The sequence below is a fragment of the Anabaena sp. TISTR 8404 genome (assembly GCF_056847745.1).
This window is the reverse complement of record NZ_CP180578.1, coordinates 2277552-2291621: the sequence shown is the minus strand read 5'-3', so window position 1 is coordinate 2291621 and position 14070 is coordinate 2277552. Positions and strand designations below refer to the sequence as shown.

Sequence of the window (14070 nt, the reverse complement as noted above, 5' to 3'; positions counted from 1 at the left end):
TTAACGATAAGGATAGACATGGCGCGTCTCAAAACGACAATGTTCCCACAGAGGTAACAAAGCTTGTTTCGCAGCATTTAATTGCCCTTGAGAATAGTTAATTTTACCATTTTCAATTATCCAAATAAATATGCGTGTAATTAAATCTGCTTTCAAGCTAGTTTCGGATTTATAATTATTTATATCTATAAATTGTCTATCTAAGTAATAGATAACATCTTTAAAAGTCAAAATTTCCTCTTTAAATATCTCTGCTGAAGGATTTTCCCACACTATTCTCTGCAAATTCATTGTGATATAGTCTAAGCCTGCGATCGCAGCATCAGTATTTCGCAATAAATCTGTGAACACTTGGTAATATTGTTTCAATCTTGAAGCTGCAATATTGTCAATATATATTTGTAGCCATGCTTGTATATCTCGCAGATAAGGCAATAACTCTTTAATTTCATTAATTCCTTTAAGTGCTGTATGTTGACTTTGATAATTTAAGATATTTTTATCTAAATCAAATTCTAGTAATTGAGATTGCTGAGAATAATAATTAATAGCTTTGGGAATATATTTTTCTATTAGCCAAGTTTTAGTATACTTTGCTGTCCATGTTCCTCGTATACCAATATCTTCTTGCCAGGAATTGAGGTGACTTCTTTCTAAAGTTGCAATGTGTATATCATTTATTTCGTATAATATATCAACTTGATTATTAGATAATGCAGAGTAAGAATTACTGAGTCGTGGCACAATAAAGGCATGATCACGAATTCCCCGACTCACGCGAATAGAGATATTTCCTTGGTCAAATAAATGCCATTCTGACTTACCTTGAACATAATTAAATTTTTTAATAAAATTATGCATGATTTTCCATAGTTTTACATCTACAGAAAATAGATGAAACCCTCTGACATCAGGAAATTCTATAAATTTAAAATCCCAAGTTTCTAGATAATTTTCAAATTCGATAATTTTATTTTTATATTCTTGGCAAATAGCATCTACACATAAACATAAGTCGGCAGCTTCTAACTCAGATAAAATTACTGTTGTTTGTCCTAAAGAAGCCTCAAAAGTATCTGCATCTATTTGTTTGAGAAAACGACGACAACCCCATTCAGGCTTAGTATGTAGCCCTGTCATTAGTTGACCTAAAATTTGTTGATGGTTTAGGGCAATTTTCAAACCTCTTAAAATAACACTGCTAAATTGAATGGTACAGTCGCCTTTGCCAAAGGCTTGCGGTAAATTACACTCAATTAATACCTTTGGTTTAACAACAATTAAGCGATGACATTCTTTAAGTAAACAAGGCTCGAACTCAGCATTTTCTAAAATCTTGCCAAATTCTGTATGTCGCCTTAAATATTTTTCTATACTACTAAATTTAGTATGTTTAAAGTTATTTAGTATAAGTTTGTTTATTTTTTTAATTAAATTGAAATTAAGCTGATTATAAATATTTTCAGCTATTTGACTATTTTTTAATGTATCAATTATCGAATCAAATATTAATTCTTCTCGATGGTAAAGAAAACATTTGAATATTTTTGTACTATATCCATTGGTAACTATAAAAAATAAAGGTTTTAAATAATTAATATAAAATTTTGCTTGTGCAATAGCTTCTTGAAAATAATGTGTATCTGGTGATAAATAAATAACAAGTATCAATGACGTGTCTGAATTTTGTCGAATAACATCATCGGTTGCAAAATAAATTTGAACATTTTTTAGTTGCTTTGCGGAATTATCTAAATCATTACTTTTTAAAGCGTACTTACTCTGCCGACATGAATCTGGATATCCCAAATACTGAAACATCGGCAAAATAAAATGTTTTTCTACATCTTCTTCTGTTTGTAAAATCCGAATATCAAAAGCTTGTATCCACTTAATAAATAATTGCAGCGAGTCAGGATTATACATTAGAGAATCCACTGCTTATATAAATTTGCTTTAGTTGAGTTTGTGCATTAAATAGCAATTTATCAAGTCAGTGTTTAAAAGATAGTAATGGCGAATACTCTGCTAATTAACAAGAATTTGATGAACCTCTCCCCAACCCCTCTGTCTTGAAAAGTTCTGATGCCTGCGGCAAGCCGCAAAGCGTCTACGGAGGAAGCCTCCGCTCAGACTTTTCGCTCCGACGCGGAGAGGGGCTTAAAATCATTAGTTATTTATGCAAAATTAAGCTTTCAAAGCCTCTCTCCTTTCAGGGGAGAGGTTTGGAGAGGGGTTTTTAAAATTCATTGAAATCACGTTAATTACAGCAGAGATTTTAAATTTTGGCAGAAATATTTAATAAATTCTATGCGCGTTGATACAAAAAACTAGGACATAAAAAATAAGGGAACATAAATGCTCCCCTGCTGTTACTTGCTAAAATTATTGGAAAATTCAACTCTAAACTACAGCAGCGACTTTCTCTAACAATCCTTGAAATAGACTTAACCCATCACTATTACCTAGCATTGCATCTGATGCCCTTTCTGGGTGGGGCATCATCCCCAAGACATTGCCTTGGCGATTGCAAATCCCCGCGATTTGGTTGAGTGAACCGTTGGGGTTCTCGCCTGCATAGCGGAAAACTACTTGGCCGTTGTCTTCTATTGCTGAGAGAGTGGCTTTATCAGCATAAAAGCGACCTTCTCCGTGGGCAATAGGTAAAGTGATGACTTCACCAGTGTTGTAAGCTTTTGTCCAAGGAATATTTGCATTTTCGACTTTTAGGGGGACGCGATCGCAAATAAAATGCAAGTTGCGATTTCTTGTTAATGCCCCAGGCAAAAGCCTTGCTTCAGTTAATACCTGAAACCCGTTGCAAATACCGAGAACAAACTTACCTTTTTGGGCGTGTTCAATCACCTGCTGCATCACAGGCGAAAATCGGGCGATCGCACCACAACGCAGGTAATCCCCATAACTAAAGCCACCAGGGATGATAATTACATCCAAATCATCAATGTCAGTGTCTTGATGCCAAACCATGCGTGTTGGTTGACCCAACAAGTCTCTGGTGACATAGGCAACATCGCGATCGCAATTAGAACCCGGAAAAACAATAACGCCGAATTTTGTCATTTGTTATTGGTCATTTGGATATGAACAAGTAAAAATTAAAAAGGCAAAAGTAAAAAGACAGAAGATTTAGTTCTTTTTACTTTTACCTTTTACCTTTTAACTTCTAAAACACTCCCGTCTGTGTTTCGACCTCAATTAAATCAAAACGATAGTTCTCAATTACGGGATTTGCTAACATCTGGTCACAAATGTTGTTCAAGTCTCGACGCGCTTTAGTGTCATCAGTAGAGATGATGGTGAGTTCTATGTACTTACCAATCCGCACTTGGTCAACAGTTTCGTATCCCATTTGCTTGAGACCAGATTGTACAGCCACACCAGCAGGGTCTAGGACTGAAGGACGAAGCGTTACATGAATTTTGGCTAGATACTTCCGTTGCACAGTTATTTTGCTGAATGCTGCGATCGCTATACTATAACTTTCTGTTCCAACTGAGTGAAAATAAGATTGTGGAAAAGTTAAAGTTAATTTATTAGATAGCCAGTATAACAGCTTCCACTACAGTGGTGAATATCCACAATTGCTTATGAGAGCCACACGCACCCGCAGTCAAGAGCGGATTTTGAACCTACTGAAAAGCATAAAACAAGGCATTTCCGCCCAAGATATTTACATTGAATTGCGTAATCGCAATCAAAATCTGGGTTTAGCCACAGTTTACCGCTCCTTGGAAGCTTTAAAACTCGAAGGCTTGGTGCAAGTGCGGACTTTAGCTAACGGTGAAGCCCTCTACAGCCTGGCGCAACAGGACAAACACCATCTAACTTGTCTGCAATGTGGTACTTCAATTCCCATTAATCAATGTCCAGTTCATGACCTGGAAGACCAGCTACAAAGCAGTCATAAATTTAAAATTTTTTACCACACTCTGGAGTTTTTTGGTTTATGCGGTGAATGTCAGGTTAATGAATAGTCCAGAGTCAAGAGTCCAAAGTCAAACCATTGACCCTTGACACTTGACCATTGACCATTGACTACTGCCCATTCACATCGCTCATTTGCCTTGCAAACAGCGAGTTAGAGTCTGTTTGAGTATCAGCAACTATTGAGCGAATGCCCTCGAAGGTAGCTGGAATAGTGCGAGGATCCATGAACATAACTTTGCTGCTATCGCTTTTACCAATAGTCGCGCCCATATCCAGATAACCCAAAGCAAACAGAACTTCTAAGGCTTTACTAGCATTAGCGTTAGTGTTGATTTTTTCGGCGATAATTTCTGCTGACTCAGCAATAGCTTGGGCTTTGAGAACTTGTTGCTGACGTTCAGCTTGGGCTTTGAGGACGATCGCTTTTTGTTCAGCTTCAGCCTGTAAAATTACTGATTTTTGCCGGGCTTCTGCATCGAGGATTTGCGCTTCTGCTTTACCTCTAGCACTATTAACTGCTGCTTCTCGTTCACCCTCAGAATTTAAAATTGCTGCCCGTCTGCGCCGTTCTGCGGACATTTGCATTTCCATCGATTCTCTTACAGCTTGGGAGGGGATAATATCTCGCAGTTCTACCCGCGTTACCTTGACACCCCAAGGATCGGTGGCGATGTCTAAATCTCGTAACAAAAGCTCATTGATTTGGGAACGGGCGGTAAATGTTTCATCTAACTCCAGTTGTCCCATTTCAGAACGAATTTGAGTTAGTACTAAGTTTGTCATTGCCGACTGGAGATTTTCTACTTTGTACCAGGCTTTCTCCATATCGACAATCCGCCAGTACACGACTGCATCCACTTCAATCCCAACATTGTCACGGGTGATGCATTTTTGTGGTGGAATGTCTAAGACTTTTTCGCGGATGGTTTGTTGATAGACGATTTTGTCTAAAAAAGGAATAACAAAATTCAGTCCTGGTTCTAACTTTTTGTTATAGCTACCTAATCTTTCCACCAAAGCTTCATTGCCTTGATTGACAACTTTCACAGAACCTGCAACCGCAGAACCACCAAGGGCTAAAAAGATTAGTAAGAAAATCTGTTCCACTTTCAATCTCCTGATTATTAAATATTTTTAGATGTCAACTTTCATTCTTCATACTTCACAGTTCACACTTCATACTTCCTATGAATGCAATATATTTTCTGGCATCACAATTAACGTAGTTCCTTCTCTTCTAACTACATAAACTCGTTGGTACGGAGCAACATCAAGTTTTTCATCATCACATTTCGCACGCCAAGAATTGCCTTCGTAAAGCACTCGCCCCGTTTTCCCGGCGGGAATTTCTGTTAAAGTTTCCGCTATAACTGCATCCTGAATTTTTGACTTACTTCGTCGTGGTTGTAAATACCGCCGGGATAGTAACACCAACATTGTGGAAAGCAATAGCCAAATCGCTACTTGCAGCCATAAACTCAACCCAACCTGAGAAAGTAGCGCCACCACAAAAGCACTAATTCCCATCATGAAGGCTACAAAAGCTGACGGTAAGAACAGTTCCGATAAACACAAAACCGATCCAGCTAGGAGCCAAAGTAAAGTAGAACTTGGCATAGCGCCATCCTAGACACTACATTTACGAAAAGAATTTCTGAGATTAGATTCACTCAGAAATAGATGTTTTACAGAAAGCCCACCTTTGTCTTTTGTGAATTAATTTTGATTAATTTCAGTGACAAGATGTAGCCAGAGGTACTCGAAACCAGTCTATTCTAGCCAGCAAGTCTTTGACATCTGAATGTAATCGAAATTCACGAGTTAATTTTTTTGAGAATATATACCTTATATGATTTCTACTGAACGCATAATTTATTGTATAAATCCTAGCTGCGATCGCCCGGCTAACTCTATAGGCGATGTCTCACGACAAGCCGCTTCGCGTCTACGCATCTGTAATAATTGTCAAACTCCGTTGGTTCACCGTTATCTCTGGGCTACTGGTACTTTAGCCGCTAACATCTCTCCCGGAACGCAAGTCGCTGAGCGATATGAAGTTATTAACCAGCAGATATGGCTGGATACTCAACCAGGACTACCACCAGAAGCTTCACAAGATTTACTAAAAACAGTTATTCCTTACTTAAAACTATATCAACAGCATTTACATCTTCCCCAAGCCTATGGGTTTGCTCTCTCTTTAGATGCAGATGGAGACAATATTCTCTTATTAGAAAATGTACCAATAGATGAAACAGGCAACCTTTACCCCTCCATAGCCAATGCTTGGGAACAAGCTACAGCAGTCAGACAAGTTTACTGGCTATGGCAAATTCTTCAACTTTGGCAACCGTTAGCAGAACTGGGAGTTGAGCAAAGTTTACTCATTCCAGATAACTTACGAGTTCAAGGTTGGTGTGTGCGTCTTGTAGAACTTCATCCAACGCCAACCGATAACAAACTCAGCCTACGTGATTTAGGGCAATCTTGGCAGCCTTTAATAGCATTAGCACAACCACAGATAGCTCAATCATTACAGAACATAGTTGAGCAAATGTGCGGCACAGTAGATTTAGAAAATATTACCACTCAACTTAATACTCTGTTACTCTCAGCCGCAGCAGAATTACCCCTCACGCTTCAGGTTGCAGGCGCAACAGACATCGGCACAGAACTCAGCCAAAACGAAGATACTTGCTACCCAGATAAAGATGAACCCTACGACCCACTCATGCCACGCTTATCGATGGTTTGTGATGGCATTGGTGGACACCAAGGCGGTGAAGTTGCCAGCCAAATGGCAGTACAATCATTAAAATTGCAAATCCGTGCCTTATTAGCAGAAGTTGCCGAACAAACTGAGCCTGTAGCACCAAAATTGTTACAAGAACAGCTAGAAGCCAGTTTGCGGGTAGTCAATAATTTAATTTCCTCACGCAATGACGAACAAAAACGCCAAGGTAGAGAACGTATGGCGACAACTTTGGTGATGGCGTTGCAATTACCTCAACAAATTGCAACAATCTCTGGATGGCGATCGAATAATGCCCATGAACTTTATTTAGCCAACATTGGAGATAGCCGCGCTTACTGGATAACTCGTAATTACTACCAGTTACTTACAGTGGATGATGATGTAGCTTGGCGAGAAGTTCGTTATGGCAAAAGTTTGTATCGACAAGCACTCCAGCGAGTAGATGCAACGGCTTTAACTCAAGCATTAGGCACAAAAGATGCAGAATCTCTACGAGTGACAATTCAAAGATTGATCATCGATGAAGAAGGATTATTACTGCTGTGTTCTGATGGTTTAAGTGATAACGATTGGGTAGAACATTCTTGGCAAGATTTTGCCATACCTGTGTTATCTGGCGAACTGCCAATTGAAGAAGCTGTTCAAAATTTGATTAATCTTGCCAACCAAAAAAATGGTCATGACAATACATCGGTCGTTTTAACTCTTTGTCGGCTTTCTAAAGAATACTTAGTGCCAGTCACTTCATCATCTCCACCAGTAGAGATTGTCGAAACAGAAACACCAGAAGTAGAAGAACCTGCTTTGACAGAAAGCGCTCAAGCTTTATTAGATTTGGATTTAAATTTGGATGTGACAGAGGAACCGATTATTCCTCCGCAGCCTATGCCAAAGCCAATTAAAAAACTGAATCAACGTAAGCAGCCTTTAGTATTGGTTGCACGACTATTAGCTTTACTAGTTGGCGGTACAACTCTGGGATTATTAGCTTGGTGGCAACTAAATCCTCAAACTTTCCAACAAATGTGTCGAAAATTACCTCAAACAGTACAGTCAGTCTGTCCACAGGGTAAATAATCACAACCCTTACACCCAAGCGTAAGTTCTATTGCTGTCATACCATTTCACGAAAATCCTGATAAAAATTCATTGGTTGTTTACTCTTTCCCCCTGCGCCCTGCTCCCCTGCGGTCTATTTGTATCAAACTTAAAGTGAAATAGTATCAGGCACAGCATATAGGAACGGAAGATCCATTTGATGTAGAATTAAATCTGTCGTTAAAGCGCACAGCAAAAGTAAAACAGGTCTTTATTAGCCTGTTAGCTGACAAATCCTCAAAAAAGCGCTTCTGAGACACCCGTAAGCGTGGACAAGTGCAATGAGGAGAAAAAAGCGGTGAGACATTTGTCGCTGATGAACTATGAACAAAGCCTGCACGGTCAGGCTTTGTTTGTATAAAAGTTACAAACGCATACAAGAAGGCGTTTGTCTAGATTAGATGTGAAAAATAACTGCCTTAAACAGTCTGTTTTTCAACCAGCAAGTTCGATGAGGGATGGCTGTGGAGATTCTTGTGGAAACGCAAAAGCTAGGTGTAAATGTTCTTATGAAAGTTGGCGATCGCATCCGTGTTAATAAATCGGTAGTAGTCTACCATCATCCTGAACATCGCGGTAAAGCTTTTGACCTCAAAGGCTCAGAAGGCGAAGTTGTGGATATTGTTACTCAATGGCAAGGTAGACCTGTAAGCGCTAATTTGCCGATACTAGTCCAGTTTAATAAAAAATTTAAAGCTCACTTGCGCGAAAATGAATTAGAAATCATCTAAATCCCTCAAAAGCGGCGAAGAAACCACTGAAAAATGTTGAGTTCGCCGCGCATTTTTTTGAGTTCTTGACGATGATGTTCTGCTGTTGTGTAATACCATTCACAATAACGCTGAAACTCTAAGCGCTGCTGGACTTCGTAATAAAATTCATGGGTAGTTTGATAACCACTAAAAGTTTCTGCAACTTCAGGTTGAGGAGATGGAAGAATATGAGGTAATTCTTGACGCATAACTGAGAAAAAATTAACTTTCGTTGATAATTACGGTATGAAAGTATACTGATGCCAATTTAATATATGAGTCGGGATGCTTGATTAATTGGAATTAACACTTATTATGACGCACAAATGAATTTGACAGCACCCGCCCAAGATGCAGAGTCGCTTGCACAAGTTATCGATAGAATGATGAAGCTTGGCTGCAAAGTTTGATGCTTCTATGAATGAGTCACATCAACACTTTCATTCAATCGGCGAATTAGCCGTGATAATTCTCGGATGATATTTACCGCTATTTCTGGAGTTTCTTCAATCGCGTCATAAAGTTGTTCTTGTGTTAGTTCCAAGCATTCACAAGGTTCGAGAGTAGTGGCGGTAGCAGAACGGGGTTGTGTATCAAATACTGCCATTTCACCAAAGTATTTCCCCTGTTCTACTTCTGCGAGGAATTTATTACCTATGTGGACTTTAACTCTACCAGATACCACAATATAAAGCGATCGCCCTTCTTCACCTTGCCGAAAAATGGTGTAATTCGCCGGAAATGACAACTCGTGCATCACTGAAGTCAGGCGCACAATAAAATCATCCCGCAATTCCTTAAAAATCGGGACTCTTCGCACAAATAACAATCGGTCAACACTGCTGAGCATAATTAAGAGTTAAGACTCACACCTTAAAAATATCAGGTAATTTCGGGATTCTTGAGTATGCGATCGCAATATTAACCGATAAAAATCACAACTAAGGGCTAATTCACCAAGTAAATCTTCAGCAGCCCATCTCCTGACCAACGGAATTTAGCCGAAAATCCACTCAAGCAAACCCCCAAGACCGTTGACTGTCAACAGTCAACGGTCAACGACTCCATAAAGTGATTATGCAATGAATATATGCTTTAGCTTATTTGTTTTTATCCAAGAGACTTTCAAATTCAGCTTGCAAAGCCGTAATATCTGCCAGTCTGGCGACAATTAAATTATTCTGTCCAGCATCCCTCAAACGTGCTTTCCAATATTGAATACTCTCTGAATGACTCACCCAAAACTGAATTACTGTGTCTACTACTTGATCTAAATCCCATCCCCATTTTGCTGGTACAGGTTCCACAGTTTTGATAAATGCATCTAGTGTACATGTGTGTGTGCCAAGATATTCCACCCCTAGATACTGTGGTTTTTGCACATTCTGCTGTTGATGATTAAAAAACTGCAAAACTGGAGATACCCCGACAATATCAAAAGTGTATTTCATTTAGTTCCTCTCAATACGTTACTACTTGCAAGGAGATTTTTCTTGTGATGATTATGGCTTGAGAATCTCTAAATAATCTCTGTAAAAAAGTGTATTTATTGCTTATATCTTAGGAAATAAACTTCCTTATTTATTAGCACTCATTAGTTGAGAGTGCTAATTTTAATCATATTTAATTGCTTTGTTATTAAAGAGTTTCTGGTATTTTTTTGAAAAAGTATATTACTTTTAATATTTTTTTAATTTTCTATTTTTGAGTTTAGGTGGTAAAGTAGCAGATTAATTAGCTGTTTGTAACATCCCACAAAGCTGATTCACCGCAAAACAGCTATTTAGAGGAAGCGACTGCGTTAACGGTAAAGTAAGCTGTTCAACATTTAATTTGCACATTTAGACCGCAGGAGGGCAGCGAGCAGGGAGCAAGGGAGAGGGTTTGCAGCTTTTATTACCATGAAAATAGTGCTATTTAAATGACGATTAGCTTAGTCTTACCCGAAGGACAAAAGTTAGAAAATCTTGATATTTGATGTTAAATTTGATATTTTGTACCTCACTTGCTGGGCAAGTGCTGATATCTCAAATCAGACGTAAATAAATGCTATGAGAAATCGCGGTCAAATAATTTATCAGCCGCGATATGCTAATTATCTATGGATAATATGTTTCAGGCTCTGTTTAAATAACTACATCTTTGACTTTACGCTTTTTTAAGAAACTAGACATAAATGGCCGCTCAAAGAACAAGTAAAACCAATAAGCAATGATGAGTGACATTGCTGTGCCTAGTAAATAGGATGCAGCAGCAAACATATCTGGTGAGATTGGTAGATAAAACAAAAAGTAACGCACAAAGACTAATACTGGCCCATGAGTGAGATATAGGCTATAGGAAAATGTCCCAAGTGCGATCGCCAAAGGATGTTCTAATATCCTTAGTGCTAATGGTGGGTGTTTTCCATCAATTATTGACTTGGTTAAGCCAATAAATAGACAAGCAAATGCAAGACCAGCAAAACTCTGGTTAATCCATATATGCAATCCTAGCCGTCGCCACTCAGTGATAAAAGCAATACAGGTAAAGATAATAGCCAGTCTTCCCCAAGGTAGAGAATTTCTCATAGCTACTAGCCGAGGTTTTTGAGAAAATCCAATATCTGCGGCTACCATTCCTAAGCAGAATATACCTAATAGCCAAGGATTCGCTTGTTCAAGAAATCCATTGAACAAGTATATAGGTGTTAGTCCAATGACAAAAGCGATAATGACAAGCATCAACCATCCAAAACGCCGCCATATAGGCAACAATAACAGCGGAAACAAAAAGTACATTTGCCATTCTGTGGCAATACTCCACATGGGAGAGTTAATGGTTATGTATGTATGCTCACTAAAATTGTGGACTAATAACAGATGAGATACGACATCAATCCAGTTAAATTTAGGAGAAAATGAGCCGAGACCTGCTATTTCATTCCATTGAAAACTAGTGAATTGCTCGAAAATGAAGACAACTGCTCCTATGAGAATGCAGATAAATAAACATATATAGTAAGGTGGTAAAATTCGCTGCGATCGCCTCTTAATATAATTGATTAAAGTGCCTGGCAATTTACCATCTTCAGAACGAGCTATAGGCAGCATCAAAACATAGCCAGAAAGTACAATAAAACTAATGACACTAAAAGCCCCATATTTCATAACTCTTACAAACACGAACCAGTGAAAAGGCAATTGCTCTGTGATTCCTGGTTCAACATGAACAAGTACAACATATAGAGATGCTAATCCACGTAAGCCATCTAAGTAAGGAAGATGAAGTCTCTTCTGGGTAGATTTTTCTGTGATTTTACTCATGCAGTTAATCTCCTACAAAGTTCTAGATGGTAGATACCCAGATTTCTGATTAGTCGTGAAAATTCTATTTAATGAAACAGCCTCTTTTCATGTATGTTCTTTGACCAGTTGCAACGGGTGTGGTAAGAGGCAACAGCTTTGAGAAACTGCCCTCATATTGGGTTTACTGCCCCCAACTGTGTTATGAAAAGAGGTAAGAACATTTTTTTCGAGACAAGTAGTGCAAGAAAAAATACGCCTGTTATTAACAAATCCCCTAATTTTAATTATGGGTATTTTCCTGTTCCCTTTTAAAAATTAATTGCATTTAGGAATTAGCTAACAGACATTTTTATGTAGATAGAACGACCTGTAGTTAATTACCTAAAAACTTAATTTGAAGATGACAGGGGTAATTCTTTGGACATGAAAATTTCTTTACCATCACGGCTTTTAATGACTCGTGCAGGTATACCCACAGCTACTGAAAATGGCGGAATATCTTTAGTAACAACAGCGCCAGCACCAATTACACTACCTCTACCAATGGTTACGCCATCTAATACTTTCACCCCATGACCTAGCCAACAGTCATCTTCAATAACAATTCCCTTACAAGTAATACCTTGGTATTTGATTGGCTTTTTCGGATCTGTAAAGTTGTGATTATTGGCATAGATTCCAGTATGAGCTGCAATAAGACAGTTTTTGCCAATTTTGATGTCTCCAGGGCCAGCAATACAAACACTAGGGCCAATAAAAGTATCTTGACCGATGTGAATATAAGTGTTATTCAATGCTCCTATCACAACATTACGCTCAAGAATAACTCCATTTTCTAGGTGAATTCTATTATTTTCATGTCCTTTTCCATCTATACGAACACCTTTGAAAATATATGCTCCATTCCCAATTTCAATAGCATCAGTACTGATAAATTCAACCCCATCTTGAATATAAACTGAACGACCTATCCGGCTAAATATAACGCGATATAGCAAATTACGTAATTTTACACCACCAAAAATTGTAGGAATATCGCCTAAAATAGTAGTAACTAATAGTTCTTGAAATCGCTTCAATTTTGAAAAAATGTGCAAGTTAGACATAGCTCTAGTGTTAGCAAGTTTTTATCTTTAATATTAGTGAAATCATGAGATAGCTAAGTAAAAATATCTTGTATTTCAGTCTTGCTAAGTACCATCTATATTTTTATATCTGCATTTTAGGATTGCAGATGAATAAAAAAATGCGATGGTTAATCTCAAGTTTTTCAAGTATTGAAAAACTTAAGTTTAGCTATACGATTAGAAGCTGTTAAACACAAGGATAATTTAATTGTTAGACATAGCTATACAAGAAATGCTGTATATATTTATTTACCAGCAAATTATATAATTACTATTTATTAGCTGTACTGCTGAAAAATCCAAAAAACACTTTTTTATATTTGAGATAGTCGAATACTGAACCCTAATGCTTTACCACATCAAATACCTAACTTTTAATATAAATTAATTAGTTACTTGACAAACTATTAGAATTCAGTTGTCAGATATCAATCAAAGAAAAAAGTATTGATTACCATTACATCTGTTTATTCTGTGCCAAAATGGGAAGACAATTTCTTCACCATCTTCAAGATGTAATTGTTGAATTATTGATCAAATTTCCCAGCAAGTACAAGCACATTATTAAGGGGGAGTGTCTCCAACTTCAGCCATTACATTGAAGTTAACCATTGGAGCGAACAAATAAATACTTCCCCGATTACTATAACGGCTTACTTGCAGCCAGTTTTTTATGTCTGCTGCTATTATCATCATTACGTACACAGAGAATTTACATATTCACTAAAGCGCCTTTATAGTGACACAAGTAGTGTGCTTACACCATCCTAAAAGAGACTGACAAAAGTATTGTCAAGCAAAAGTAAAGTTTTCACAAAAAATATAAAGTTTTTAAAAACCAAGTAAGTTTATAATCAGTAGTTTTTTAATTTAAGAATTTAATTATACTACACCAACACTTTTAATCATTAATATATATAATCGCTAGAAAACAGCGTAAATACGATTATGAAAATTTATCATTACTTATTTTTTCTGCTTCATTAGACAATAAATTTTACTTTTGATTGCAGAATTGGCATAAGTATTCTCAGAGGATGTTTGGAAAGTCGTGAAAGATACTAAAAATCCCTCTCCAAACCTCTCCGCCAGTTGCTACAACG

At 37.6% G+C, this 14070-nt stretch carries 13 protein-coding genes; 3 read left to right on the top strand and 10 right to left on the bottom strand.

Annotated features, from left to right (window positions below; genetic code table 11):
- The 3 genes from ACMX3D_RS09955 to purS form a co-directional block, all read right to left on the bottom strand.
- Positions 1 to 1926 (bottom strand): type I restriction enzyme HsdR N-terminal domain-containing protein, encoded by a 1926-nt coding sequence (locus tag ACMX3D_RS09955; RefSeq protein ID WP_482751260.1) that lies wholly within the window; start codon positions 1924 to 1926, stop codon positions 1 to 3.
- Positions 1927 to 2403: 477 nt separating this feature from the next.
- Positions 2404 to 3081, bottom strand: a complete 678-nt coding sequence (gene purQ, locus ACMX3D_RS09950) for a phosphoribosylformylglycinamidine synthase subunit PurQ (protein ID WP_482751259.1) — start codon at positions 3079 to 3081, stop codon at positions 2404 to 2406.
- 103 nt (positions 3082 to 3184) lie between these two features.
- Positions 3185 to 3463 (bottom strand): phosphoribosylformylglycinamidine synthase subunit PurS, encoded by a 279-nt coding sequence (gene purS / locus ACMX3D_RS09945; protein WP_482751258.1) that lies wholly within the window; start codon positions 3461 to 3463, stop codon positions 3185 to 3187.
- A gap of 145 nt (positions 3464 to 3608) precedes the next feature.
- Between purS and ACMX3D_RS09940 the strand changes: the two genes are divergently transcribed.
- Positions 3609 to 3995 carry a Fur family transcriptional regulator gene (locus ACMX3D_RS09940; protein WP_482751257.1) on the top strand — a complete coding sequence of 129 codons (387 nt, stop codon included), beginning with the start codon at positions 3609 to 3611 and terminating at the stop codon, positions 3993 to 3995.
- A 61-nt stretch (positions 3996 to 4056) separates the two neighbouring features.
- On the opposite strand, the gene ACMX3D_RS09935 is transcribed toward ACMX3D_RS09940, so the two are convergent.
- Both ACMX3D_RS09935 and ACMX3D_RS09930 read right to left on the bottom strand, forming a co-directional pair.
- Positions 4057 to 5055, bottom strand: a complete 999-nt coding sequence (locus tag ACMX3D_RS09935) for an SPFH domain-containing protein (protein ID WP_482751256.1) — start codon at positions 5053 to 5055, stop codon at positions 4057 to 4059.
- A gap of 78 nt (positions 5056 to 5133) precedes the next feature.
- The gene (locus ACMX3D_RS09930; protein ID WP_482751255.1) at positions 5134 to 5565 is read right to left on the bottom strand and encodes an NfeD family protein; all 432 of its coding nucleotides are present in this window, start codon (positions 5563 to 5565) and stop codon (positions 5134 to 5136) included.
- 232 nt (positions 5566 to 5797) lie between these two features.
- Between ACMX3D_RS09930 and ACMX3D_RS09925 the strand changes: the two genes are divergently transcribed.
- Complete coding sequence (locus ACMX3D_RS09925; RefSeq protein WP_482751254.1) at positions 5798 to 7780, top strand: PP2C family protein-serine/threonine phosphatase; 1983 nt, start codon at positions 5798 to 5800, stop codon at positions 7778 to 7780.
- Positions 7781 to 8259: 479 nt separating this feature from the next.
- Positions 8260 to 8532, top strand: a complete 273-nt coding sequence (locus ACMX3D_RS09920) for a ferredoxin-thioredoxin reductase variable chain (RefSeq protein ID WP_482751253.1) — start codon at positions 8260 to 8262, stop codon at positions 8530 to 8532.
- A 5-nt stretch (positions 8533 to 8537) separates the two neighbouring features.
- Here ACMX3D_RS09920 and ACMX3D_RS09915 read toward each other — a convergent pair whose 3' ends face one another.
- From ACMX3D_RS09915 to ACMX3D_RS09895, 5 genes are all read right to left on the bottom strand, one after another.
- On the bottom strand, positions 8538 to 8762 hold the full coding sequence (locus tag ACMX3D_RS09915; protein ID WP_482751252.1) for a hypothetical protein: 225 nt from the start codon (positions 8760 to 8762) through the stop codon (positions 8538 to 8540).
- Between the two features lie 206 nt (positions 8763 to 8968).
- A complete protein-coding gene (locus ACMX3D_RS09910) occupies positions 8969 to 9403 on the bottom strand; it encodes a cyclic nucleotide-binding domain-containing protein (protein ID WP_482751251.1) in 435 nt (144 codons plus the stop codon).
- Between the two features lie 250 nt (positions 9404 to 9653).
- Positions 9654 to 10004, bottom strand: a complete 351-nt coding sequence (locus ACMX3D_RS09905; protein WP_482751250.1) for a hypothetical protein — start codon at positions 10002 to 10004, stop codon at positions 9654 to 9656.
- Positions 10005 to 10679: 675 nt separating this feature from the next.
- Entirely contained in the window at positions 10680 to 11858 is a 1179-nt protein-coding gene (locus ACMX3D_RS09900) for an acyltransferase family protein (protein ID WP_482751249.1), read from the bottom strand.
- A gap of 371 nt (positions 11859 to 12229) precedes the next feature.
- Positions 12230 to 12946, bottom strand: a complete 717-nt coding sequence (locus ACMX3D_RS09895; RefSeq protein ID WP_482751248.1) for an acyltransferase — start codon at positions 12944 to 12946, stop codon at positions 12230 to 12232.
- Between the last annotated feature and the right edge of the window lie 1124 nt (positions 12947 to 14070).

What these genes read in the sequence shown, in the direction of transcription:
- ACMX3D_RS09940 (WP_482751257.1), top strand. Translation starts at nt 3,609, where the DNA reads ATGAGAGCCACACGCACCCGCAGTCAAGAGCGGATTTTGAACCTACTG.
- ACMX3D_RS09910 (WP_482751251.1), bottom strand. Translation starts at nt 9,403, where the DNA reads ATGCTCAGCAGTGTTGACCGATTGTTATTTGTGCGAAGAGTCCCGATT.
- ACMX3D_RS09900 (WP_482751249.1), bottom strand. Translation starts at nt 11,858, where the DNA reads ATGAGTAAAATCACAGAAAAATCTACCCAGAAGAGACTTCATCTTCCT.
- ACMX3D_RS09915 (WP_482751252.1), bottom strand. Translation starts at nt 8,762, where the DNA reads ATGCGTCAAGAATTACCTCATATTCTTCCATCTCCTCAACCTGAAGTT.
- ACMX3D_RS09930 (WP_482751255.1), bottom strand. Translation starts at nt 5,565, where the DNA reads ATGCCAAGTTCTACTTTACTTTGGCTCCTAGCTGGATCGGTTTTGTGT.
- purQ (WP_482751259.1), bottom strand. Translation starts at nt 3,081, where the DNA reads ATGACAAAATTCGGCGTTATTGTTTTTCCGGGTTCTAATTGCGATCGC.
- ACMX3D_RS09955 (WP_482751260.1), bottom strand. Translation starts at nt 1,926, where the DNA reads ATGTATAATCCTGACTCGCTGCAATTATTTATTAAGTGGATACAAGCT.
- ACMX3D_RS09920 (WP_482751253.1), top strand. Translation starts at nt 8,260, where the DNA reads ATGGCTGTGGAGATTCTTGTGGAAACGCAAAAGCTAGGTGTAAATGTT.
- ACMX3D_RS09895 (WP_482751248.1), bottom strand. Translation starts at nt 12,946, where the DNA reads ATGTCTAACTTGCACATTTTTTCAAAATTGAAGCGATTTCAAGAACTA.
- ACMX3D_RS09905 (WP_482751250.1), bottom strand. Translation starts at nt 10,004, where the DNA reads ATGAAATACACTTTTGATATTGTCGGGGTATCTCCAGTTTTGCAGTTT.
- ACMX3D_RS09925 (WP_482751254.1), top strand. Translation starts at nt 5,798, where the DNA reads ATGATTTCTACTGAACGCATAATTTATTGTATAAATCCTAGCTGCGAT.